Source organism: Methylocystis sp. IM3 (assembly GCF_038070105.1).
GTDB lineage: Bacteria > Pseudomonadota > Alphaproteobacteria > Rhizobiales > Beijerinckiaceae > Methylocystis.
The window spans coordinates 2,251,515-2,273,723 of the sequence record NZ_JBBPBZ010000002.1 but is presented as its reverse complement, the minus strand read 5'-3'; the positions used below and the strand labels follow the sequence as shown (position 1 = coordinate 2,273,723).

The 22,209-nt window shown below is 65.0% G+C and carries 18 protein-coding genes; 5 read left to right on the top strand and 13 right to left on the bottom strand.

Annotation, left to right across the window (positions count from 1 at the left end; genetic code table 11):
- The 4 genes from WOC76_RS13115 to WOC76_RS13100 all read right to left on the bottom strand — a co-directional run bounded on the left by WOC76_RS13115 (position 1) and on the right by WOC76_RS13100 (position 5,400).
- Entirely contained in the window at positions 1-2,109 is a 2,109-nt protein-coding gene (locus WOC76_RS13115; protein ID WP_341106299.1) for a GumC family protein, read from the bottom strand.
- On the bottom strand, positions 2,106-3,098 hold the full coding sequence (locus tag WOC76_RS13110; RefSeq protein WP_341106301.1) for a glycoside hydrolase family 5 protein: 993 nt from the start codon (positions 3,096-3,098) through the stop codon (positions 2,106-2,108). Before WOC76_RS13110 ends, WOC76_RS13115 begins: the two co-directional genes overlap by 4 nt.
- Positions 3,098-4,459 (bottom strand): O-antigen ligase family protein, encoded by a 1,362-nt coding sequence (locus WOC76_RS13105; protein ID WP_341106303.1) that lies wholly within the window; start codon positions 4,457-4,459, stop codon positions 3,098-3,100. The genes WOC76_RS13110 and WOC76_RS13105 overlap by 1 nt, the downstream gene beginning before the upstream one ends.
- 128 nt (positions 4,460-4,587) lie before the next feature.
- Positions 4,588-5,400, bottom strand: a complete 813-nt coding sequence (locus WOC76_RS13100; RefSeq protein ID WP_341431441.1) for a tetratricopeptide repeat protein — start codon at positions 5,398-5,400, stop codon at positions 4,588-4,590.
- Positions 5,401-5,490: 90 nt separating this feature from the next.
- Between WOC76_RS13100 and WOC76_RS13095 the strand changes: the two genes are divergently transcribed.
- Genes WOC76_RS13095 through WOC76_RS13085 form a run of 3 tightly spaced genes read left to right on the top strand, consistent with a single transcriptional unit; the run spans position 5,491 to position 8,228 of the window.
- Entirely contained in the window at positions 5,491-6,885 is a 1,395-nt protein-coding gene (locus tag WOC76_RS13095; RefSeq protein WP_341106306.1) for a leucyl aminopeptidase family protein, read from the top strand.
- A complete protein-coding gene (locus tag WOC76_RS13090) occupies positions 6,882-7,733 on the top strand; it encodes a C40 family peptidase (protein ID WP_341106309.1) in 852 nt (283 codons plus the stop codon). The genes WOC76_RS13095 and WOC76_RS13090 overlap by 4 nt, the downstream gene beginning before the upstream one ends.
- Before the next feature lie 6 nt (positions 7,734-7,739).
- Positions 7,740-8,228, top strand: coding sequence for a MaoC/PaaZ C-terminal domain-containing protein (locus tag WOC76_RS13085; protein WP_341106310.1), 489 nt, complete (start codon positions 7,740-7,742; stop codon positions 8,226-8,228).
- Here the strand turns inward: WOC76_RS13085 and WOC76_RS13080 are convergent.
- The 5 genes from WOC76_RS13080 to WOC76_RS13060 all read right to left on the bottom strand — a co-directional run bounded on the left by WOC76_RS13080 (position 8,212) and on the right by WOC76_RS13060 (position 14,890).
- Positions 8,212-8,997, bottom strand: a complete 786-nt coding sequence (locus WOC76_RS13080) for a phosphorylase family protein (RefSeq protein ID WP_341106312.1) — start codon at positions 8,995-8,997, stop codon at positions 8,212-8,214. The two genes, WOC76_RS13085 and WOC76_RS13080, sit on opposite strands and share 17 nt — an antisense overlap.
- Positions 8,998-9,072: 75 nt before the next feature.
- Positions 9,073-10,710: an ABC transporter ATP-binding protein gene (locus WOC76_RS13075; protein WP_341106313.1), complete on the bottom strand. Its 1,638-nt coding sequence runs from the start codon at positions 10,708-10,710 to the stop codon at positions 9,073-9,075.
- Positions 10,707-11,873, bottom strand: coding sequence for an ABC transporter permease (locus tag WOC76_RS13070; protein WP_341106315.1), 1,167 nt, complete (start codon positions 11,871-11,873; stop codon positions 10,707-10,709). The genes WOC76_RS13075 and WOC76_RS13070 overlap by 4 nt, the downstream gene beginning before the upstream one ends.
- A 2-nt stretch (positions 11,874-11,875) precedes the next feature.
- Positions 11,876-12,988: a microcin C ABC transporter permease YejB gene (locus WOC76_RS13065; protein ID WP_341106317.1), complete on the bottom strand. Its 1,113-nt coding sequence runs from the start codon at positions 12,986-12,988 to the stop codon at positions 11,876-11,878.
- A 3-nt stretch (positions 12,989-12,991) separates the two neighbouring features.
- A complete protein-coding gene (locus WOC76_RS13060) occupies positions 12,992-14,890 on the bottom strand; it encodes an extracellular solute-binding protein (protein WP_341106318.1) in 1,899 nt (632 codons plus the stop codon).
- Between the two features lie 370 nt (positions 14,891-15,260).
- On the opposite strand from WOC76_RS13060, the gene WOC76_RS13055 reads away from it, so the two are divergent.
- Entirely contained in the window at positions 15,261-16,640 is a 1,380-nt protein-coding gene (locus WOC76_RS13055; protein WP_341106320.1) for an oligosaccharide flippase family protein, read from the top strand.
- 3 nt (positions 16,641-16,643) lie between these two features.
- On the opposite strand, the gene WOC76_RS13050 is transcribed toward WOC76_RS13055, so the two are convergent.
- Both WOC76_RS13050 and WOC76_RS13045 read right to left on the bottom strand, forming a co-directional pair.
- On the bottom strand, positions 16,644-18,173 hold the full coding sequence (locus WOC76_RS13050) for a glucosamine inositolphosphorylceramide transferase family protein (RefSeq protein ID WP_341106322.1): 1,530 nt from the start codon (positions 18,171-18,173) through the stop codon (positions 16,644-16,646).
- The gene (locus WOC76_RS13045; RefSeq protein ID WP_341106323.1) at positions 18,170-19,195 is read right to left on the bottom strand and encodes a glycosyltransferase family 4 protein; all 1,026 of its coding nucleotides are present in this window, start codon (positions 19,193-19,195) and stop codon (positions 18,170-18,172) included. Before WOC76_RS13045 ends, WOC76_RS13050 begins: the two co-directional genes overlap by 4 nt.
- 136 nt (positions 19,196-19,331) lie before the next feature.
- Between WOC76_RS13045 and WOC76_RS13040 the strand changes: the two genes are divergently transcribed.
- Positions 19,332-20,780, top strand: coding sequence for an NAD-dependent succinate-semialdehyde dehydrogenase (locus WOC76_RS13040; protein ID WP_341106325.1), 1,449 nt, complete (start codon positions 19,332-19,334; stop codon positions 20,778-20,780).
- A gap of 16 nt (positions 20,781-20,796) precedes the next feature.
- On the opposite strand, the gene WOC76_RS13035 is transcribed toward WOC76_RS13040, so the two are convergent.
- Both WOC76_RS13035 and WOC76_RS13030 read right to left on the bottom strand, forming a co-directional pair.
- Complete coding sequence (locus tag WOC76_RS13035) at positions 20,797-21,102, bottom strand: hypothetical protein (RefSeq protein WP_341431440.1); 306 nt, start codon at positions 21,100-21,102, stop codon at positions 20,797-20,799.
- 298 nt (positions 21,103-21,400) lie between these two features.
- The gene (locus tag WOC76_RS13030) at positions 21,401-22,165 is read right to left on the bottom strand and encodes a DUF2076 domain-containing protein (RefSeq protein ID WP_341106329.1); all 765 of its coding nucleotides are present in this window, start codon (positions 22,163-22,165) and stop codon (positions 21,401-21,403) included.
- Positions 22,166-22,209 lie beyond the last annotated feature (44 nt).

The window sequence follows — 22,209 nt, the reverse complement described above, 5'->3', positions numbered from 1 at the left end:
TCAGGCGGCGCGCGTCCGGCGTTCGAGTCGGCGGGCCTGATCGGGATCATAGAGGCGCAGGCCCGCGGCGTCGGTCTTGTTGAAGATGACGCCGGCCGGAGCCACGTCGAGACGATCCAGCGCCATCGCGGCGTCGTCGCGATGCGTCTTGTTCCACTCGACGATGAAAAGGAGCCTGTCGGCCTGTGCGGCGAGGAAGGGCGCATGAGGCCCTTCGAGCGCCGGCGGCCCGTCGATGACGACGACATCGAACCACCGGCGCGCGACTTTCAGCAGCGCGCGCAGGGTCGCGCCGCTCATCAGCGCGCCGATATCGGTCCGCTCCGCCGCGCGGGGCCCGCCGTAAGGCAGGAGCGTGTAGCCGTAGGCTGATTGCGGGGTCAGGACGGATTTGAGGTTTTCCTTCGCCGCCAGAATGTCGAGGAGGCCACGGGCCGGCTTTTTCATCTGGTCGGCGTGGTCGGCCTCGATCAGCAGGACGCGGTAGCCGCCGCGCGACAGAAACGCCGCGAGATTGATGGCGACGGTGGAGCGTCCCTCGCCTCGGAGCGATGAGGAAACCAGAATGACCATGCCCTCCTTGCTGGCGCTGGGCGAGGCGAGGCCACGGCAGATTTCTGGCAGCCACGGGGTCAGATCGGGCGCCTCGGCGTCGCCGGGATCGTCCTTCGACGGCGTGGACGCCACCGGGAGATAGGCGAGCGCCTCGACGCCGCCCAGTCTTTCCGCCTGCGCGCCTGTCCTCAGCGTCGGCAGTCGCCACTCTCGAAAAGCCGCTGAAGCGAGGCCGATGGAAAGGCCGATCCCCAGGCTGACGAGCATGAGGACGATCTTGCCGGGCGAAGGGCTCGCCGGCGGTTCGGCGAGGGAGACAATGCGCACGTCGCTCGGTTCAAGGCCGTTGATCTGGGCCAATTCTCTCTGCCGGCTGAGCAGCTCCTCGAAAACCGCACGCTCCGCCTTGGCTTCACGCTCGAGCGCCGTGAGTTTGACCATTTGCGGCCCCAGCTCGCCGCTTTCCGCCTGTGTCGCCTCGAGCTGGCGCCTCAGCTCGGATTCTCGCGCCTCGGCTTCGAGGAAACCACTCTTCGCACCGGAAATCATGCGGCTGACTTCGCTGCTGATCTGCCGCCGCATATTTGCGATCTGGGCGTTCAGGCTGCTGACGTCCGGATGGCGCGGTCCAAGAACCGTCGCCTGATCCGCGGATTGCCGGTAAAGGCGCGCAAATTCGGCGCGCAGCGCCGTGAGGACGCTCGACTGGATTTCCTGCGGCAGGCTTTCGCCGGCATTGGCGCCCGCCTTGCGCAGCAATTCGTAGCGCGCCCGCGCCTCGGCCGTGCGCGCGGCTGCAAGCACCAATTGCTGGTTGAGTTCTGCGAGACGCCGTTCGAGCAGCGTATTGCCCTGTCCGGCGTCGGTTATCCGGATCTTCGTCTTGAATTCCGCGACGGCGCGCTCGGCGTCGTTGACTCTTACGCGCAACTCGGTCAGCCGCTTCTCGATCTCGCGGGCGGTCGTGGCGCTGAGGCCCGAGCGCAGGGTCGCCTGATCGTCGAGAATCCTCTGGGCGACCCCATTGGCCACTCTGGCGCTTTCGGCGGCCGAGGGCGACTTGACGGTAACGTCGATGACATAGGTCGTGCCGCGGCGCGCGACGCTCAGGCGCGACGCAAGTTTCTTGATCGTGGATTGCCGCAGAAGCTCTTCCGTCGCGCCTTTGCCGGCGAAAACGGGATTATGGGTGAGTTCGAGCTGGTCGACGGCGGCGCCGACGAACCCGTCGGATTTCGCGACCTGCACGATGCTTTCGATCGCGTTGAGGTCCGCGCCTATATTGGCGAGCACGCCGGCCTTCTCCGTCACGCGCGCGGCGCGCGGATCGATCATCACCACGGCCGTCGCCGAATATTCCCTCAAGAAGAAGACGGATAATCCGAAGGCGAGGGCGGCGATCGGAAGTCCGGTCGCGATAATCCGGCGGATGTTGCGGCCAGCGAAAAGGAGAAGCGCGCGCGCCAGAGCGCGGGGCGTCGGCGGCCCGGCCGCCCGGCCCGCCCGCGTGTCCGGCCATCCTGTCGAAAATTCCTGCTCTGTCACGGGTTTCACTTGATCAATGCATCGAGGAGAGGCTTGTTCCATTCGCGCGTTACGGCTTCCGTCAAGGAGAAGTCATGGTCGAATTGCCAATAGGCCCAGCCCCATCCCAGGCTTTCGGCGGTGCGGGCCACATGGCGCGTCCAGTCCGCTCTCGAGAGAGGCGGCGCCGTTTCCATCGCGCCGAACTCGCCCAGATAGACCGGTCGGTTTTCCGCCTTGCTCCAGCGCGCGACCACGGCGAAATCGTCTGCAATCTTCTGGCGTGACGCGTCGGCGCCCCAGGCGACGTTGCGCACCTTGGAAAACTCCTCGCTCCAGCTCGCTCCCTGAAAAGTGAAGCGATACGGATCGTAATAATGCACCGTCACGATCAGCCGCCTGTCTCCGGCGGGGAGTGCGAGCTTTCCGACAGCCGCCATATCGCTCGTATTGAGAGCTCCGACGATGACCAGCCGCTCCGGCTCTTTTGCCCGAATAGTGGCGAGCGCCTCGGCGAGGGCGTCATTCCATTGCGCATGGCTCATGGCGCCGCCAGGCTCGTTGAGAATCTCATAGACCAAGCCCGGCCTCTTGCCTTTGTATCGCGCCGAGATTTGTCTCCAGAAGGAGGCGAGACGAGTCTTGCAGCCCTCGGGCTCGATCTGGCAGCCTTCATTGTCATGCTGGTCGAGCACGACCCAGAGACCTTCGGCGTTCGCGTGGTCGAACACGCTGTCCAATATGCCGAGCACGCGCTCGTCGAGCGCGCCTTTCTTGTCGAAGTAGCGGAAGCCGAAGAAATTAACCCGAACGTGGTCGAAGCCCGCCTGACGTATGCGCTTGAAATCCGACATGCGAAACGGATTGTCGGCGCCGCCCTCCCATATGCCGTCGTAACCCAGAATGTTCACGCCTCTTCTCAAATGGGTCACGTCTGGCGAGGGGTCGGAGGCGAGCGCCCAGGCGCCGGCTGCGAAGAGCGAAGGCAGGACGGCGACTGACTTGTAAATCCGGCGCATCAGCCCATCCCTCCGAGCGCCCCCGCGCGCGTGGCCTGGCGGCGTCTCTGGGCGCCGAGGCAGATCGTGGCGTCCGGCGCGGAGGCCTGCGAAGCGGTCGTGGGCCGTGCAAATACAAAGGCCATGACCATGATGATTTGCGTCGCCGCGATGTTCGTCGAGCGCAGGAAATATGTTTCCGTGAAGTCGATGACGAAAACCAGGAACAGGTAGCCGACGCAAAATGAAATCTCGCTCATCGAAACGCGAGGCTTTCGGCTCAGCTCTTCAACGCGGAAAGCAAAGGAAAGATTGGCAAGCAGAAAGAGTGCATAGCCGACGACCCCTGTCTCCATGATGATGGCTATGTAGCCGCTATGATAATTGTCGAGGAACCACTTGTAGCGTTCCGTGAACAGATCTCTGACGACGTCTTGCGTCCAAAAGCCGTTGACGCCGGCTCCAAACCACGGAAAGCGCCCTAAAAAGCTCAATGCGTGATGCCAGATGAACGTTCGTTCGGTGATGTCGAGATTCGAGCCGAAAACCACCAGATAGCGGTTCTGCGTATAAAGCAGATAGGCGATGACGCCAGTTGCCGCGACTCCCATGACGAAAGGCGCAAAAGCCAGGGCGCGCGCGAAGGAGCGCCATTTGCTCATGAGATAGATTGCTGCGATCGCTGTGACGGCCACGACGCCGCCGCCTCGCGAACCCGAGGCGAGCAGGCAGAGAACCGAGACTGCGACGGAAATCCAGCCGTATGGAGCAAATCGCGCCGCGTGCATGAGCTGGAATCCCGAGAAAAAGAGCAGCATTGCGGCGCAAATTCCCAAAGTCTGCTTGGAGGAAAAAAGACCGCTCCACTGCCCGCCATGCATGTAATCGCTCAGCACGCCGATGCTCGGGACGAAGATCGCCGTCGCCGCCGAGAGGGCGCAGATTGCGAAGAGTCCGAGCTGTATGCAGTTCGTGATCTCAGGCCACGGAAATGTGAGTACGAGACGCCACGCGCCGATGAGGATGATGAGTTGCGCGACGGACTTGAGCAAGCTGGTCTGCACCTCTTCCGCCCAAAAGGCCGAGGCCATCGCCAGTCCGAAAAAGGCAAAAACGACGTAAAGCCCGGCGCTCCACTCGATTTCGAGAATCGGCGTCAGGAAGAAGCTGCACGCAAGGATCACGAGCCAAAAGGCGAGGCCCATTGTTTGCTGCGAATTCGGGTCATGGCCGGCGGGGATGAGGTTGGGATGGAAATCGCCGTTGAGGAGAAAAGCGATAAGGACCAGCGACAGCCGCATGAGGAGCGTTGCGCGCGCTTCCATGCGCGCCCGCGAGGACCCGGCGATCAGCATGCGTCTCGAAGACATGGCGTCATTCACGGAAACGCCCTCCACAGCGACTGAAGCGTAGCAATAAGGTGCTATGGCTAACGATCGGTAAAGAAGGGGCGCCGGGGAGCGCGGTCGCTGCTGAACGGAGAGGCGGATTGCAGGAAAGACGGCCCGGCCTATCTTGCCGCGCCGTACTTCTTCCCGGCTCCAGCCTGGATCTCGCGCCAGGCGTCCGATTGCGAGATCATCTCGCGGATGGCGGCGACGTTGCGCGCCGCGTCGGCGGGCGACAGGTCGCGTTGCGACCATTCCTCCGCCTCGGAGAATTTCCCCTGAAGCGCGAGCACCAACGCAAGATTTTGGCGCACGCGCGCATCCGCGGCAGGCTGGCTCACGGCGAGACGCAGCGTCTCTTCGGCGCGCGGCAAGTTCTTCGACAAGGCGTAGGAGAGCCCGAGATTTGACAGGACATGAGGATCGTTCGGGCGAATTTTCAGCGCGGCTTCGTAATATCTTCGGGCGCCGTCGTGGTCGCCGAGTTGATCGGATATCGAGCCCTGGACCGACAGAATGGACCAGTCGGGCCGCTCTGGCGTATGCGCCTTCTCCAGCACTTCGGCCGCCTGGGTCAGCCGGCCTGCATCCGCAAGCGCCTTGCCATAGGCGCCAAGCACCTTCATATCCTCGGGATAGGCGATCGCCAGCCCCTGCATCACGGCGACGGCCTGCGCGTTCTGGTCCAGAGCGTGCAGCGCCCTGGCGTAAGTCATCGCGGTGGTCTTGTCCCGAGGGTTTCTGTCATAGCGACGCCCCCATTCCTCCGCGAAGCGTCGCAGCGCCGTTTCGTCCTGTGGAAGAGTGGCGGAATCTCGGCTGATGGAGCCGGTAATGTCGCCAAGTGAGGGTCTGTTGCAGGCTGAAAGGCAAAGCGATGCGGCGAGCGCCAGAGCGCAGACGACGCGGGACGGGGCGGGGGGCGCCTTTGTCACGGGCGGGGCTGCTCCATAAAAGATACGATGCGTAAGCTCGGCAATAAAGCGTTAACCCTAACGGAAGCTTAACGGAGGCTGTAAACGCCGATGACGACGAAGCTCGAGGACTGGTCCGCCGACGCGATTCCAGTCGATTTCGTGGACAAGGCCCGCTGGCCGGAGGTGAGTGTCGGACTGCCGGCGGCCGTTTTGGCGATGGCCGAGGCCGCGCGCTTCGACGGCAAGCCGGGCAGCCTCCTTCTTGCACCCGCATTCGACGGCGCCGCCGCCCGCGCCTTCTTCGGCGTCGAGGACGCAGAGGCGAAAAAGCGCGACGCCTTTCTGGCCGGCAAGCTCGCGGCGGCGCTGCCGCCGGGGCTCTACCGGCTGGGGGAGGGCGTCGCCGATCCCGAACAGGCGGCGCTCGCCTTTCTTCTCGCAAGCTACGCCTTCACCCGCTATGTCACGCCCAAGGGCGACGCGCCGCGCCTTTGCGCGCCCGAGGGAGTGGACCGCGCGCGTGTGGAACGCATCGCCGCCGCCGCCGCGCTCGGCCGTGATCTCGTGAATACGCCGGCGAACGACATGGGGCCCGAGGCGCTGGCGGAGGCTGCGCTGACGCTCGCCGCGAAACACGGCGCGCAGGCGCGCGCGATCGTCGGCGACGCCCTGCTTGCCGAAAATTTCCCGCTCATCCACGCGGTCGGCCGCGCGGCCGCGCAAGCGCCGCGCCTGGTCGAATTCACGCATGGACCCGAAGACGGGCTGAAGGTGACGCTCGTCGGCAAGGGCGTGTGTTTCGACTCGGGCGGCCTCGACATCAAGCCGTCGTCCGCCATGGCGCTCATGAAGAAGGACATGGGCGGCGCGGCAACGGCGCTGGCGCTGGCCGCAATGCTCATGGACGCCGCCATTCCCGTGCGGCTGCGCGTGCTGCTGCCCATCGTCGAGAATTCGATCTCGTCGAACGCTTTCCGCACGAGCGACATCTACCGCAGCCGCAAGGGGCTCACCGTCGAGATCGGCAACACCGACGCGGAGGGGCGTCTCATTCTCGCCGACGCGCTCGCCTATGCGAGCGAGGATCAGCCAGACCTCCTCTTCGACTTCGCGACGCTCACCGGCGCCGCGCGCGTGGCGCTCGGACCGGAATTGCCGCCCTTCTATACGGGCGACGACGCGCTCGCCGAGGCGATTTCCGCGCACGGCCGCGCGACGAATGATCCCGTCTGGCGCATGCCGCTCTGGGAGAATTACGACAGCGGCCTCGACGGCAAGATCTCCGATGTCGTGAGCGTGACGAGCGGAGGATTCTCGGGCTCCATCGTCGCGGCGCTGTTCCTGCGCCGCTTCGTCGCCGATCCGGCGCGCTGGGCGCATTTCGACGTCTATTGCTGGAACCCCTCGACGAAGCCGGGCCGTCCGGAGGGAGGCGAGGTGCAGAGCGCACGGCTGCTCTATGACCTCATCGAGAAGCGCGCGAAGGAAAGGGCGACGGCATGACGGATGTTTTCGACCGGCGCCTGACCCCCGCCCGCGCCGACCTGGCCGCCGCCTATCTGAAGGGCCGCGTCGCCGCCGACCGCTATGTCGAAGGCGTCGTTATGGAGGTGAAGGAGGGCGTCGTGGACATGCGGCGCGAGCCGCGGCCGGACTCGCCCATCGACACGCAGGCGCTTTATGGGGAGCGCGTGACCGTCTATGACGAGGAGGAGGGCTGGGCCTGGGCCCAGCTTGCGGGCGACGGCTATGTCGGCTGGATCGCCGCCAACGCTTTATGGAGCGAAGTGAGCGCGCCGACGCATCGCGTCTGCGTGCCGCGCACTTTCGTCTATCCTGCCGCCAGCATCAAACAGCCGCCGCTGTTGGCGCTGCCGCTCGCCGCCGAAGTCTCGATCGTCGAGGAGCGCGACTCGTTCCTCGTGACGCGCGACAGGGGCTTTGTCTGGCGCACGCATCTCGCGCCGCTCGACGCCCCGGCCGACGATTTCGTCGCGGTCGCGGAAGGGCTGATCGGCGCGCCCTATCTCTGGGGCGGCAAGTCCTCGATCGGCGTCGATTGCTCGGGGCTCGTGCAGATCGCGCTCGCCGCCGCGGGCCAGAACGCGCCGCGCGACAGCGACATGCAGGAGGCGCAGCTCGGCGCGCCCATTGCGCTCGGCGCGCCCTTGATGCGCGGCGATCTCGTCTTCTGGAAAGGTCACGTCGGCGTCATGCGCGATGAGGCGACGCTCCTTCACGCCAATGGAACCCATATGCTCGTGTCGAGCGAGCCGCTCGAGCGGGTGCGCGCGCGCAATCTCGAGGTCGGCGCCGGCGACATCACCGGCGTTCGGCGACTGTCCCGGTAACGACCCATGAGCAAGACCATCTATTTCGAGGATCTCCACGTGGGGATGCGTTTCGTCTCCGAGCCCGAGGAGATCGGCGAGACGGAAATCATCGCCTTCGCGCGCGAGAACGATCCGCAATATTTTCACACCGATCCGCAGGCCGCGCGCGACAGCATGTTCGGCGGGCTCATCGCGAGCGGCTGGCAAACGGCGGCGTCGACCGTGCGTCACCTGCTTTACCGCTGCGGGGTGACATTCGCGGGCGGCGCCGTCGGCGTGGATACGCGCATTTCGTGGAAGCGGCCCGTGCGGCCTGGAGACCGTCTGCACATCGAGGGCGAGATCACGCATCTGCGCGTGTCGCGCTCGCTGCCCGATCGCGGCCTCGTGTCGTTCGAGGGCCGCACCTGCGACTCCGCCGGGCGGGTGGTGCAGATCATGGAAGCGACGATGCTGGTCTGGCGTGATCCTCGTCGCGCCGGGTCGCCCGAGGCCGTCAGCCACGCATCCTGAGAAAGGCGCGCGCGAGTCGCTTCGCCGCAACGACGCCGGCCGCGGGCGGACCATTGCCGACACAGGCGGGCGGCGGCTCGGTGAGAACTGCGACTGCCGCATAGGCAAGGCCGTAGCGGCGCGCGAGAATAGCCTCCGGCGCGATTGTCCAGCCGACGAGATCGGCCCCGAACTGCCGCGCGACTTTCATTTCTGACGGTGTTTCGAAGCTCGGTCCGGAAAACCACATGAAGACGCCTTCCAGAAGCGAGACGCCGGCGGCGGCGGCGGCCATCTTCATGCGGCGAAGCTGCCGCCGGTCGTAGGCCTCGCTCATGTCGATCATCGCCTTGCCGCCGGCGGCCGCGCCAATCAACGGGTTGAGGCCGGTGAAATTGATATGGTCGGTCACGGCCACGATGCTGCTTACGGGGAGATGGCTATGCGCCGAGCGCGCGAGTCCCGCGCAGAGCACGCTATGCGTCCCGAGAATAGACAGAGTCTCGATAGGCGTCGCCATGAGGCTGGGGTCGCCGGTCTCATAAAAAGTCGTGCAGCCCTTCAGGATCGCCGTCGGCGCGCCATCGACGAGCGAGACGATCAGCTCCCCGTCTTCGACGCCTTCGCAGACCGGAAAGCCGGGGAGGCGCGCATAGGGGATCGCTGCGACGCGATCGCCGATCTCGCTTATGCCGTAAAAGGCGCTGCCGAGGATCAGCGCGTTTTCGATGGGGCCGGAGGCGCCGAGCGAGCGGATCGCGGCGGCTGCCTCCTCGGCGGGCGCTGTCATGTGCTGCTCTTGAACCGCGAAGATCTTGCAGTTGGGGTTTGATGCAGATCGTAGCCGGGCAGCTTTACAATTTGCTTAACCTGCGCCGTTCACAGGCTCGGCCTGATTGCGGAAGGCGGCGGCGAACAGCGCCCGCGTATATTCGTTCTGGGGATGAGCAAACACTTCCTCGGCGGGCCCGGCCTCCACCACTTTTCCGTGCCGCATGACGATGAGCTGGCCTGCGAGCGCCTTCACGACGCGCAGATCGTGACTGATGAAGAGATAAGCGAGCGAGCGGCGCCGTTGCAGGTCGCGCAGCAGGTCGATGATCTGCGCCTGCACGGACATGTCGAGCGCCGAAGTCGGCTCGTCCAGCACGACGAATTTGGGCTCCAGCACCATGGCGCGGGCGATGGCGATGCGCTGGCGCTGACCGCCCGAGAATTCATGCGGATAGCGATCCATCGTCGCCGGATCGAGGCCCGTTTCCTTGAGCGCGCGGGCGACGATCTCGCGCCGTTCGTCGAGCGACAGCTCGGGCCGTTGCACGGTGAGGCCCTCGGCGACGATCTCGGCGACCGACATGCGCGGGGAGAGGGAGCCGTAGGGGTCCTGAAACACGATCTGCATGTCGCGTCGCAGCGGACGCATCTCGGCGACGCTCTTGCCGTCGATGCGCGAGCCGAGGAAGACGATCGGCCCCTCCGAGCGAATGAGCCGCAGCATGGCGAGTGCGAGCGTCGTCTTGCCCGAGCCGGATTCGCCCACGACGCCGACCGTGCCGCCTGAGCGGACCTTCAAAGTCACGCCGTCCACGGCCTTGATGTAATCCACCGTCCGGCGCATGAAGCCGCGCTTGATGGGAAACCAGATGCGCAAATCGTCGGCGGAGATGACGACAGGCGCATTCTCGTCCTCGACGATGGGGTCGCCCTTGGGCTCGGCGGTCAGCAGCGCCCTGGTGTAGGGATGCTGCGGGGCGTTGAAGACCTCGCCCACCTCGCCGCTCTCGACGATGCGGCCCTTTTGCATGACGCAAACCGTATCGGCGAAGCGGCGCACGAGGTTGAGATCGTGCGTGATGAAGAGGATCGCCATGCCGTAGGTCTGTTGCAGGCGCTCCAGCAAGGCGATGATCTGCGCCTGCACCGTCACGTCCAGCGCCGTCGTCGGCTCGTCGGCGATGAGCAGATCGGGCTTGTTGGCGAGCGCCATGGCGATCATCACGCGCTGGCGCTGCCCGCCGGAAAGCTGATGCGGATAGGCGCCGAGCCGCGCCTCGGGATCGGGAATGCCCACCTCGCCGAGAAGCTCGATCACGCGCGGGCGCGTCGCCTCACGGCCGCGCATCCCATGAAGTTCGAGTATCTCGGCGATCTGCTGCTCGATGGTTTGCAGCGGATTGAGCGAAGTCATCGGCTCCTGAAAGACCATGGTGATGCGCGCGCCGCGGATCGCGCGCAACTGCCGCTCGTTGATCGTAAGCATGTCCGCGCCCGCAAAGAGCGCCTTGCCCGTGGCGAGAGCGCCCGGCGGCAGGAGCCGAACGATGGAAAGCGCACTGATCGACTTGCCGGAGCCCGATTCGCCGACGAGCGCGAGCGTCTTCCCGCGTTGGAGCGAGAAGGAGACATTGTCGACCGCAACGGTTTCCGTGCCTCCCTGCAGGAAGGAGACGGAGAGATTTTGTACGTCCAGGAGGGGCGTGGCGTGGGTCTTGTCGTCCGTCACCGGAAATTCTTTCTCGGATCGAAAGCGTCGCGAACGGCCTCGCCGACGAAGACGAGAAGCGACAGCATCAGCGCAATGATGGCGAAGCCTGTCAGCCCCAGCCAGGGCGCCTGGAGGTTGGACTTGCCCTGAAGCAGCAACTCGCCGAGCGATGGCGAGCCCGGCGGCAGACCAAAGCCGAGAAAGTCGAGCGCGGTCAGCGTCGTGATCGACGAGTTGAGGATGAAGGGCAGGAAGGTGAGCGTCGCCACCGTGGCGTTGGGCAGCAGGTGCTTGAGGATGATGCGGAAATTCGTCAGGCCCAGCGCCCGCGCGGCGTTCACATATTCGAAATTGCGGGCGCGCAGGAATTCCGCTCGAACGACGTGAACGAGAGACACCCAGGAAAAGAGCAGCAGAATGCCGAGCAGCACGAAAAAGCCCGGCGTCAGGAAAGATGAAATGATGATGAGCAGATAGAGCTGCGGCAGCGAGGACCACACCTCGATGAAACGCTGGAACACGAGGTCGACGCGCCCGCCGAAATATCCCTGCACCGCGCCTGCCGCGACGCCGACGACCGACGAAATGCTCGCGAGAATGAGGCCGAAAAGGACGGAGATGCGGAAGCCATAAAGAAGGCGCGCGACCACGTCGCGGCCCTGATCGTCCGTGCCGAGCCAGTTCCATTCAATGTCCGCGCAGCCCCGGTTTGGCTCACCGGGCTTGATGAGCTTGGCCGCCGCCGCCTCGCATTGCGCCTTCGTCAGCAGCCATGTCGGCGGCGACGGCGCGGGCGTGGGGAGGTCGAGATTATGCGTGTCGTAAGAGTAGCGGATCGGCGGCCACAGCATCCAGCCATGGGCTCTGATCTCGTTCTCGATCGTCGGATCGCGGTAATCCGTGCGCGCCAGGAAGCCGCCGAACTTCTCCTCCGGATAGGAGACGAAAGCAGGGAAGAGCAGCTCGCCCTTGTACCAGGCGAGAATGGGACGGTCATTGGCGAGGATATTGGACAGAAGCGACATGACGAAGAGCGTCATGAAGATCCAGAAGGACCAGTAGCCGCGCCGGTTGGCCTTGAAATTGGCGAGGCGGCGCTGATCGAGCGGCGACAGGCGCAGGAGCCCGCTGCGGACGATTGGAGGCGCGAGCCGCGCGCCCGCGTCGGTTACGGCGTCCATCTCTAGACCTCGCGCGTTTCGAAATCGATCCGCGGATCGATCCAGGTATAGGTCAGGTCGGACAGAAGATTCACCACCAGGCCCACGAGGGCGAAAATATAGAGATTGGCGAAGACCACCGGATAATCGCGATTGACGATGCTCTCGAATGAGAGATAGCCGAGGCCATCGAGCGAGAAGATGGTTTCGATCAGCACCGAGCCGGTCAGGAAGGCGTGAACGAAGGCGCCCGGAAAGCCCGCGATGACGATGAGCATCGCGTTGCGGAAGACGTGGCCGTAGAGAACCTGATTCTCGGTCAGGCCCTTCATGCGCGCCGTCTGCACATATTGCTTGCGGATCTCATCGAGGAAGGAATTCTTGGTCAGAAAGGTCTGCGTCGCGAAGGCGCCGAGCGTCAGGGCGCTGACGGGCAGAACGATGTGCCAGAGATAATCCTTCACCTTGCCAAACAGCGTGAGCTGGTCGAAATCATCGGAGGTCAGGCCGCGCAGGGGGAAAATCTGCCAGAATGAGCCCCCCGCGAAGAGCACGATCAGCAGCATGGCGAAAAGAAAGCTCGGAATGGCGTAGCCGACGATCACGACATTCGATGTCCACATATCGAAGCGGCTGCCGTCGCGCACGGCCTTGGCGATGCCGAGCGGGATCGAGATCAGATAGGAAAACAGCGTCATCCAAAGGCCGAGCGACATGGAGACGGGAAGCTTCTCTCCGATCAGCTTGATCACGCTCTCGTCACGAAAATAGCTGCGGCCGAAATCGAACATGGCGTAGTTCTTGACCATCAGCAGAAACCGCTCCCAGGCCGGCTTGTCGAAGCCGAACTGCTTTTCGAGTTCTGCGATGAATTTCGGGTCGAGCCCCTGCGCGCCACGATATTTGGAGGCGCTTTCCGCCGCCATGGGCCCGGTCTGCGACGCCGCACCCTGGCCGACGTCGCCACCGCCGCCGGAAAACCGCCCCGTCGCGCCAACGTCGAAGCCCTGAAGCTGCGCGATGATGCGCTCGACCGGTCCACCGGGCGCGAACTGGATGATGACGAAGGAAATGAGCATGATGCCGAGGATCGTCGGGATCATCAGCAGCACCCGGCGGGCAATATAGGCTCCCATGCGTCAGCGCCCCGTGAAGTTGATCTTGCGGGCCTTTTCCTCGTCCCACCACCAGGTCCAGAGCACGCCCGTGTCGAATTTGGGCGGCCGCTCCGGCTGGCCGAAGAGATCCCAATAGGCGTAGCGGTGCACCGGATTGTACCAATGCGGCACCCAGTAACGCTGCGAGCGCAGCGCCCGGTCGAGCGCGCGGCAGCAGGTCACGAGCTCCTCGCGCGAATTCGCCTGTAGCGCCTTGTCCACGAGCGCGTCCACCGCCGGATGCGAAATCCCCGCGAGATTGCGCGAACCGTTCACATTGGCGGTCTGCGAGCTGAAATAGGCGCGAAGCTCCTCGCCGGGATTCCACGCCATCATCATAACGTCGTGAACCACGTCGAAATCGAAATCCTCGAGCCGCTTCTTGTATTGCGCGGCGTCGACGATGCGGATGCGGGCGGTCACGCCGAGAAGCTTGAGGTTCTTGATGAAGGGCTGCGTGTGGCGCTCGAAGACGTTCGAATTGTCGAGGAACTCGAACTCGAGCGGCGTCCCGTCCGGCAGGCGCAGAACGCCATCCTTGCGGGTGCAGCCGGCGGCGATGAAGAGATCGTTCGCCTTTTTGAGCATGGCGCGATCCTGCCCCGAGCCGTCCGAGACGGGCGACGTGAAGGGCTCGCCGAAGACCTCGGCCGGCAGTTGGTCCCGCCAGGGCTCGAGCAGCGCCTTTTCGGCCTCGCTCGGCAGGCCCCGCGCCGCGAGTTCCGAATTCTCGAAATAGGACGAGATGCGCTTGTAGGCGTCATACATCAGATTGCGGCTCGTCCATTCGTAATCGAAGGCGTAGCCAATCGCCTCGCGCACGCGCGGGTCCCTGAAGATTTTCTTGCGCGTGTTGAACATCCAGCCCTGGATGTTGGGGATGTTGTTGTTGGGCATGGTCGCGCGCTTGACGCGTCCGTCCTTGAAGGCCGGAAAATCATAGCCCGTCGACCAGACGCGGGCGATGTTCTCCTCGCGCTCGGTGAAGGCGCCGGCCTTGAACGCCTCGAATGCGACCTGCGAGTCGCCGAAATATTCGAAGCGGACGACATCGAAATTGCCCTGTCCCTTCGCGATCGGCAGGTCCTTCGCCCAATAGTCGGGCACGCGCTGGAAGGCGACGTAGCGGCCCTGTTCGAACTGCCCGACCTTGTAGGGACCGGAGCCGAGCGGCGGCTCGAGCGTCGTCGTCTCGAAGTCCCGGTCCTTGTAATAGGCGCGGGAGAAGATGGGCTGGCTCACGACATTGAGCGGCAAATCGCGCGTGCGGCCGGGCGCGAATTTCACGACGAGGACGTCGTCGGCCTCCGCCGTCGCGCTCTCGAGATCGCGCAGCATCTGGCTGATGACCGGATGCCCCTTGGACTTGAGAATATTGAGCGAGAAGGCCGCGTCATGCGCCGTAAGCGGCGAGCCGTCGTGAAAACGCGCCTCCTTGCGGAGCAGAAACGTGTAGGTGAGCTTGTCGGGGGATATGCGCACCTTCTTCGCGACGAGGCCGTAATAGGCGTCGCGCTCGTCGAGGCTCTGGTTCATCAGCGTGTCGAAGACGAGCGACATGCCTGTCGCGGGATTGCCGCGCAGCACATAGGCGTTGAACGTATCGAAGGTCGGGCTCGCCGGCGAGAGCGCAAGCGTGCCGCCCTTGGGCGCGTTCGGGTTCACATAGCCGAAAAATTTGAAATTCTCCGGCTCGGCCAGATCGCCGAAAGTCGAGAGGCCGTGGCTCTCGGTCTCGCCGGGCGCGGGGGCGACGGCGGTCGCCGCCTTTGCGCCATCCTTGGCCCAGGAGGGCCGTACGAAAGCAGCCGCGGCGCCGAGCGCCCCGACGCGAATCAGGCGGCGGCGGGAGAGCGGATAGACGAAGGGATGTTCAGCCAAAAAAACGACCTCGAGGCAGGGGAGGGCGGCGGTCGCCGCGCAGCCTATGGTTCCCTTAAGATTATGTCGGTTTTTGGCGACTTGCCAGTGGGTTTGCGCAAGGTTCCTAGAGGGCGCTCAGGCTGCGACGCGTCTGGCTGCTCGTCGCTTCCAAGATGCGTCGGGTCAGTTCGCGGGCGGCGCAAGCAATCGTGAGCGGCGACAAGCCGCTCGCGTAAGAGCTGTTCTCGACGAGACGGGCTCGATCGACGCCCGGGTCATGCGCGCCTTGTTGGAGGTCGCTCTCCCCACCGGCTAACCACATTCGCGAATTGCCGTTGCGCGGCACAATGGCGCAGCTTAAGTCTCGCGGACTGGTAGGGATCATCCGATGCACGAGCGCCTCTCGACTTTGACAGGCTGGCTGAAATCACGACCGGCTGCGGCGGCTGTCGGCGGCATGGCGATCAGGGCCGGCGGCGCGCTGATGACGCTCGCTCTTTTCACTCTTGCGGCGCGCGCGATGACCGCCGACGAGTTCGGCCGCCTTGCCATCTGGTTCAACGCCATCGGATTTCTTGCAGTCGCCGCTGTCTTTGGACAAGACACGCTCATCGCGCGCTCATTCGGCGAATATGCTGGCGGAAACGATTATGCGCGGGCGTGGGGCGCCTACCGCTTCGGATGGTTGCTGACGCTGCTCTCGGGCGCCGTTTTCGTCGCAGGCATGATCGTTTTGACCCCGCTTCTTTTTACCGGCGTGTCGCAGACCGCGGTGCTGGCTGGCGCATTTTTCCTGCTCACACAAACGATCCTGCATTATTCGTCTCATTCGACCCGACCCATCGCTGGCTTCGTGGCCTCCGAGATCTCACGCGAGCTGATCTGGCGCGGTCTGCTGCTTCTCGTGATGGTCTGGTCGGTCTTCCATCACGATCTCACGCTCGCCGGGTTTTTCGGCGCCGCCGCCGTGGGTCAAGTTTTCTCCCTGGCTTTCGCGTTGATTTTTGTGCGGCGTGTCTATCGCATGCATGCAGTTCCGGCGACGAGCTGCTCTGACTGGCGCAAATGGCTCGCTCGCAGCTTTCCGATGTGGCAGTCGGCGGTGCTCGAAGCCGCGAGCATGTATTTCGACGTCATGCTGATCGGCTATGTCGCGTCGTCGGCCGCGGCAGGAGACTATTTCGCGGCGGCCCGCATCGCCAATGTCTTCCTCATGGCGATGTCGGGGCTCAACACCGTCACGATGGCGCGAAGCGCCAATCTCTATTTTTCCGGCCAGACATCCAGGCTCCAGGAAATGCTGCGGTCGATCGCGCTGCTGTCGATTGCGATGCTCGCTCCGCTTTGGCTCCTCATTCTCTTTTTTGGCGGAAGTCTGTTGACCGTTTTCGGGGGACGCTATGCGGCCGATTATGTGACTCTCATCATCCTTGCGACCGGGTGCTTCCTGATGTCCGCCTGCGGTTCGGCGCCGGTGGTGTTGCTGACGACAGGCCAGGAAAAGCTCTATTCGCGGGTCATGGGCGTTGCGACCATCGCGCGGGTCGCGCTGACCGCGCTTCTCGCCTGGCTTTTCGGGGCGCCTGGCGCCGCCTTGGGCTGGGCGCTGATCAATGTGCCGCTCTTCGTACTGCTTTCGGTGGTCTGCCGTCGCGAGACCGGCGTCGATCCCTCGATCCTCAGCCTCATCGCGCCCCTGCGCATAAGTTTGCGTGCGGGTTTGCATGGCGTGGCCGGGCCTGCAGGGAGCAATCGCACGCCCGGCTGATCTTCACTTACCCGCCAGCCCGACGCTCGGCACGCGATCGTCAATGCGCCGTCTCACGAGCCGGCGCAGGGGCAGGCTTTTCGGCGCCAGTATCGCGCCATCGATACATTCGAGTCGACCAAAACGGTTGAGCGTATGCAGGCGCCCGCCGGGCCATGGCGCGCCAGGCGCCATTCGGCTTACCGGGGACTGCTGGAAAGTCTCGGGATCGAGACGGTCGATGCGCATGATCGACAGCGCCTTGCCATATCCTTTGGCGCAATCCTGCGCCGGGCGGTAGAGTCCGTGCGGCGTTGTGACGACGGCGCCGGCGGGCCGCGCGAAGCAGGAATCTATGAGAACCGGCGAGAGCGCATGCGGTCGCCACGGACCGAAAAGGCTGCTGGCATGGTGAATGGCCAGCGTATCGGAATAACCGCCATAGCCGTCGCGCACGACCGAGGTCATCCAGTAGCGCCCGCCATGTTGAAAGATCGTGGCGTCCGCGGCCTCGATCGTGTCGAGGAGCCTTGCGACGGGCTCCCAGCGATCCGGGAAACTCACGCAGCGATAGAGCGTGACGGCGCCCGACGCCGAGGCTTCCGGGACCATGTAGAGGACGCCGCCCTCCTCGATGAGAAAGGGGTAGGAAAGATGCCACGGCTCCGACAGTGCGGTTACGGCCTCCCCGGTCGGGCCGTTCGGACCGAAGGGCTGAAAACGGATCGACCCTTTTCCGCTGCGATAGTCCATCGACTCGAAAAAGACGCCCATACTCCCGCGCCAATCGATGGGAAAGGGATCGGCGGCGAAGCCCATGCCACTGTCGTAGAGAGGCGTCCAGGCGGGTCCCGCGAGCGTTCCCGTCTCGAGCGCGCCTGGACCGTCGTTGTAGCGCCACCCGACGCGCCAGTGGGGCGAATGGCAGCACAGGTGAAAAACTGCGCTCGCGGCGTGACGCGCAATCGACTTTGCGAAATAGCGGAACTGCGTCGGCGGACGACGCTGGATCGACGAATGACGCGGCGTCGAGGGGCCAGGATGCGCGATCGCCTGTTCGATCAGGAAGGAGATCCGCGAATAGACGGCGTCCAGACAATTGGTCAGGAAGGGCTCGCATTCGAAGGAGGGGAGGCCTTCCGCGACGATGCCGCCGGCGACCGCGTCCTCGACGGCAAGCGTCGGCGCGGCGCCTGAGAGGATCGCATCGACAGCCGCCTGATCGGTGTCGAATCCATCATAGAGCGGACGCAACGCTCTTGCGGCGCGGGTCACATCCGTCTTGCCTGTCAGGTCGAGGATGATGTCGGCGTCGCCATCGTCGCCTGGATGCGGAGGCGCCGGGAGCCGATCACAAAGAGCCAGTCGGTCGCGCCGCAGAATCAGGCGCTCCAGCGTGAGAAGCTGTGTGATCGAGGCGGGCCCGTCGTCCGCCTGCAGGTCGAACCGGAAAGCGATTTCCGCCTCGGGCCAGCGTTTCGCTAGCCTTTCCCGTAGTCGTTGCTGCCAGCGCATGAATCGCGCCGGCGAGACGACGATGAGAATGCGCGTCATGCCGATTCCATCAGTGCGAGATACTGGTCGATCATTCGATCGAGCGGAAACCGCTGGCAGAGCCGCCGCCCGGCCCCCGTGAGAGAGGCGCTCAAAGCGCCGTCTTTCAGAACGCGCTCGACCGCGTGGGCAAAAGCCCTTGTGTCCCTCGCATCGACGAAGAGTGCGCAACTGGCGTCGTCGATGGAAAGCACGTCGCGCAGAACAGGGAGATCATTGGCGACGACGGGGAGGCCCGCCTGGGCGGCTTCGACCGGCGCGAGGCCGAAGCTCTCGGCGGCGCTCGGAAAAACGAAACAATCAAGCGCTGCGAGGAAAGCGCCCATCCGGCTGGCGTCGAGCTCGCCGAGAAAATGCACGCGGTCGGAGACGCCAAGAGAAAGCGCCACGCCGCGCAGCCGCTCGAGATCGGCGCCCTGACCGGCGAGAGCGAGATGCTGGCCGGCGTTTTCCGCGAGCAGGCCGATGGCGAGATCGAGCTGTTTGAGCGGGTGGAGCCGCGCGGCGCAGCCGAGCAGAACCGCGTCCTGCGGCAGGCCGAGACGGCCGCGCGCCTCGGCCTTGGAGAGGTTCGAGGATTTGTCCAGAAAGCCGTGGTCGATATGCGCCAGGCGCCTGGCGATGCGGGCGACGGCGCGCGGGATGACCTCGGGTGCGGAAAGCTGATTGGCGATGACGGTTTGCACGCCCGATAGTTTTGCGACCGGCGCGGCGATGATGTTCCCGTAATGCTGAAGGGTGACGACGACGGCCGGGTCGGCGCGGCGCAGCTCCGAGTAGAGCGCCGAGAGCAGCTTCAGCACACTGACGGGCGAAGCGGGGCGTTCGCGCGCGCAGAAGAAGACGTTGCTCTCGTCGTCGAAACTGTCGGTGCGGCGGTAGAAGAAAATCTGCCGCGTGCGCCAGCCCCGCTTTTCGAAGCCCGTGGCGAGTTGCCGCGCGATCTCCTGCGCGCCTGCGTTCTCCGCCTGCGTTTGGACGATGGCGACGGTTCTTTCTTTTCTTTCTTTTTTGGACGTCAATCGCCGCTCTTCTATCTGACATGAGGCGGGGCGCCTGGGTTGAACTTGACCGTAAGGCGGAGAGATAAATTCTTCCTGAAACGGCGTAAGGTGAGCTTGCCAGGGCCCTCGGCCGGAAGACCGGATCGCAAACACCATGACCGACGCGCAGCCTTCCTTCATCGAACGCGCCTTCATTGGCGGCGCCTGGGTCGCGGCCGACAACGGCGCAACTTTTCCGGTCCACAATCCCGCGACGGGCGTGACGCTCGGCTTCGCGCCGGACATGGGCGTCGCCGAGACGCGGCGGGCGATCGACGCCGCCAGCAAGGCGTTGCCGTCGTGGTGCGACCGCTCCGCCAGGGAGCGCGCGCAGATCATGCGGCGCTGGTTCGAGCTCGTCATGGCCGATCAGGAGCGCCTCGCGCGGATCATTACGGCCGAGCAGGGGAAACCCCTCGCGGAAGCGCGCGGCGAAATCGCCTATGGCGCCGCCTTCATCGACTGGTTCGCCGAGGAGGGGAGGCGCGTCTATGGCGACGTCATTCCCGGCGCGGTGGATCGCCGGCTGCTGGTGTTCAAGCAGGCGATCGGCGTCGCGGCGGCGATCACGCCGTGGAACTTCCCCTCCGCCATGCTCGCTCGCAAGGCCGCCGCGGCGCTCGGCGCGGGCTGCGCCATCGTCATCAAGCCGGCGGAGCTGACGCCCTTCTCGGCGCTGGCGCTCGCCGAACTCGCCGAGCGCGCGGGCGTGCCGGCCGGCGTCCTCAATGTGGTGACGGCCCTCGATCCGGCTCCCGTCGGGCAGGAGCTGACCCGCAATCCGATCGTGCGCAAGCTCACCTTCACCGGCTCGACCGAAGTCGGCCGCATCCTCCTGCGTCAGGCCGCCGACAATATTCAGAAATGCTCGATGGAACTCGGCGGCAATGCGCCGCTGATCGTCTTCGACGACGCCGATCTCGACCGCGCGGTCGCAGGAGCCGTCGCCACGAAGTATCGCAATTCCGGGCAGACCTGCATCTCCGCCAACCGCTTCCTCGTGCAGCGGAGCATCGCCGAGGCTTTCGCCCGGCGCCTGGCGGAGGCGGCCAGCGCCCTGAAGGTTGGCGAGGGATTGGAGGAGGGCGTCGCCGTCGGCCCGCTCATCGAGGCGGCGGCTCTGGACAAGGTGGAGCGCCATATTTCGGACGCCGTCGCCCATGGCGCGACCATCCTGACAGGAGGCGCGCGGCACCGGCTCGGCGGGCTGTTCTTCGAGCCAACCGTCCTGGCCGACGTGCCCTCGGATGCGCTGATCTTCAAAGAGGAAACATTCGGCCCGGTGGCGCCCGTCTTTCCCTTCGATACGGAGGAGGACGCCATCCGCCTCGCCAATGCGACGCCCTACGGTCTCGCCGCCTATTTCTACAGTCGAGACGTGGGGCGCATCTTCCGCGTGGCCGAAAGGCTGGAATTCGGCATGGTCGGCGTCAACGAGAGCCTCATCTCCACGGAGGTCGCGCCGTTTGGCGGGGTGAAACAATCCGGTCTTGGCCGGGAGGGCTCGCGTTACGGCCTCGACGACTATCTCGAACTCAAATACGTCTGCCTCGGCGGCATGTGATCCACGCCGGCGCGGATCACAGGACATTGCGGCAGACCGTGCGAATCACCGTCCCGCGCACGCCATAGCCTTCGTCCGTCTCGACCGCGACCTCGCGGCAGTCCTGCCGGGCGGCCTCGGCTTTCGTCTCCGGCGCGGAGTCGAGCGCGAGAATGAAGGGCTTCACGCTGGAGACGCTCGTGGCGACCGACGCGGCGTCCGGCTTCGACAGGAGGGCCTTGGCCGCCGCAGCGCCGACATCCGCGCCGAGCCCGACCACGCCGACAATCGCCGCGACGCGCAGGAAGCGGATGGCGGATTTGCTGGAGAAGATGCGGTTCATGGTCGGGCCCCTTCTTTCTGGTCGCGTTCGTCTTGCGAACAAGAAGGGATTTACGCCTCGCGTAGCCGGGAGTTTGTGCGCCGGCGCACAGGAGGCGCGTCGGGACGGAAAGGCGTGGGTGGCCGGGACCAGATCGGCCATGACGGGTTGGAGGCGCCGGTGGCTCTCACACCATCTGCGTGCTCGCCGGCATCCGCCCACTCTCCCGCCGCCGTCATGCCCGCGCTCGTAGCGGGCGCCCACGCCCAAAACAAAACCCGCCGGTTTCCCGGCGGGTCTCTGTCGTCATGGCGTGGCGTCAGACGTCGAAACCGCCGTCACCGCCATCGTCGAAGCCGCCGCCGTCATCGAAACCGCCTCCATCGTCGAAGCCGGGGTCGGTGCTGTAGTCGGCGTCGCTCACGCGCGACTGGTCGTCATAGCCCTGGTCGTAGCCGGCCTCCTGGCCGCCGGCGCCGGGGTCGTCGCCGTAATAGTTGTTCACCACGACCGTCTCGCTCGTCGGGGTGAAGCCCGAGCCGATGCCAAGATTGGACATGCCCCCATAGCCCGAGCCATGGGAGAACAGGCTGCGGATGCCGTCCGCGAGCAGCACGCCGCCCGCGACGCCCGCGGCCGCGCCGAGCGCGCCCTTCAGGAAGCCGCCGCTATCAGGCCCGGCGGGAGCCTGCTGCTGGCCCCAGCCCTGGGGCGCATAGCCGCCCGCGACCGGATTACGGCCGCCCTGCGGCGCGCCGCCCCAGGGGCCTGACGGCGCCGCGGGAGCGGGACGCTGCGGGGGCGGGGCCTGGCGCTGGCCGGCGAACAGCCCCCCGAGAAAACCGCCAGCGGGCTTGGACTGCAAATTCTTCACCTGCGCTTCGAGCTCTTCGATGCGGGCGTTGGCGCCCTGCAAGGCCTGATCCTGCACGATGACGGTCTGCGCCAGAAGGTAAGGCGCGGCCGGCTGCTGCCTGATCTGCTCGTTGATGAAAGTTTCCGCCTCCTGGTCGCGCGGACCGTTGGCGGCGCTCTTCGTGCGCTCGAACAGCCCGACGAGCAGTTGACGTTCTTCCGGTGACATCAGTCTCTCCCCATAGGAACCGGCCCATAAGGCGCGGCGACTGG

Coding starts and splice junctions, on each gene's coding strand:
- WOC76_RS13070 (WP_341106315.1), bottom strand. CDS start 11,873: ATGGACGCCGTAACCGACGCGGGCGCGCGGCTCGCGCCTCCAATCGTC.
- WOC76_RS13085 (WP_341106310.1), top strand. CDS start 7,740: ATGAGCAAGACCATCTATTTCGAGGATCTCCACGTGGGGATGCGTTTC.
- WOC76_RS13095 (WP_341106306.1), top strand. CDS start 5,491: ATGACGACGAAGCTCGAGGACTGGTCCGCCGACGCGATTCCAGTCGAT.
- WOC76_RS13090 (WP_341106309.1), top strand. CDS start 6,882: ATGACGGATGTTTTCGACCGGCGCCTGACCCCCGCCCGCGCCGACCTG.
- WOC76_RS13080 (WP_341106312.1), bottom strand. CDS start 8,997: ATGACAGCGCCCGCCGAGGAGGCAGCCGCCGCGATCCGCTCGCTCGGC.
- WOC76_RS13055 (WP_341106320.1), top strand. CDS start 15,261: ATGCACGAGCGCCTCTCGACTTTGACAGGCTGGCTGAAATCACGACCG.
- WOC76_RS13030 (WP_341106329.1), bottom strand. CDS start 22,165: ATGTCACCGGAAGAACGTCAACTGCTCGTCGGGCTGTTCGAGCGCACG.
- WOC76_RS13040 (WP_341106325.1), top strand. CDS start 19,332: ATGACCGACGCGCAGCCTTCCTTCATCGAACGCGCCTTCATTGGCGGC.
- WOC76_RS13035 (WP_341431440.1), bottom strand. CDS start 21,102: ATGAACCGCATCTTCTCCAGCAAATCCGCCATCCGCTTCCTGCGCGTC.
- WOC76_RS13110 (WP_341106301.1), bottom strand. CDS start 3,098: ATGCGCCGGATTTACAAGTCAGTCGCCGTCCTGCCTTCGCTCTTCGCA.
- WOC76_RS13065 (WP_341106317.1), bottom strand. CDS start 12,988: ATGGGAGCCTATATTGCCCGCCGGGTGCTGCTGATGATCCCGACGATC.
- WOC76_RS13050 (WP_341106322.1), bottom strand. CDS start 18,173: ATGACGCGCATTCTCATCGTCGTCTCGCCGGCGCGATTCATGCGCTGG.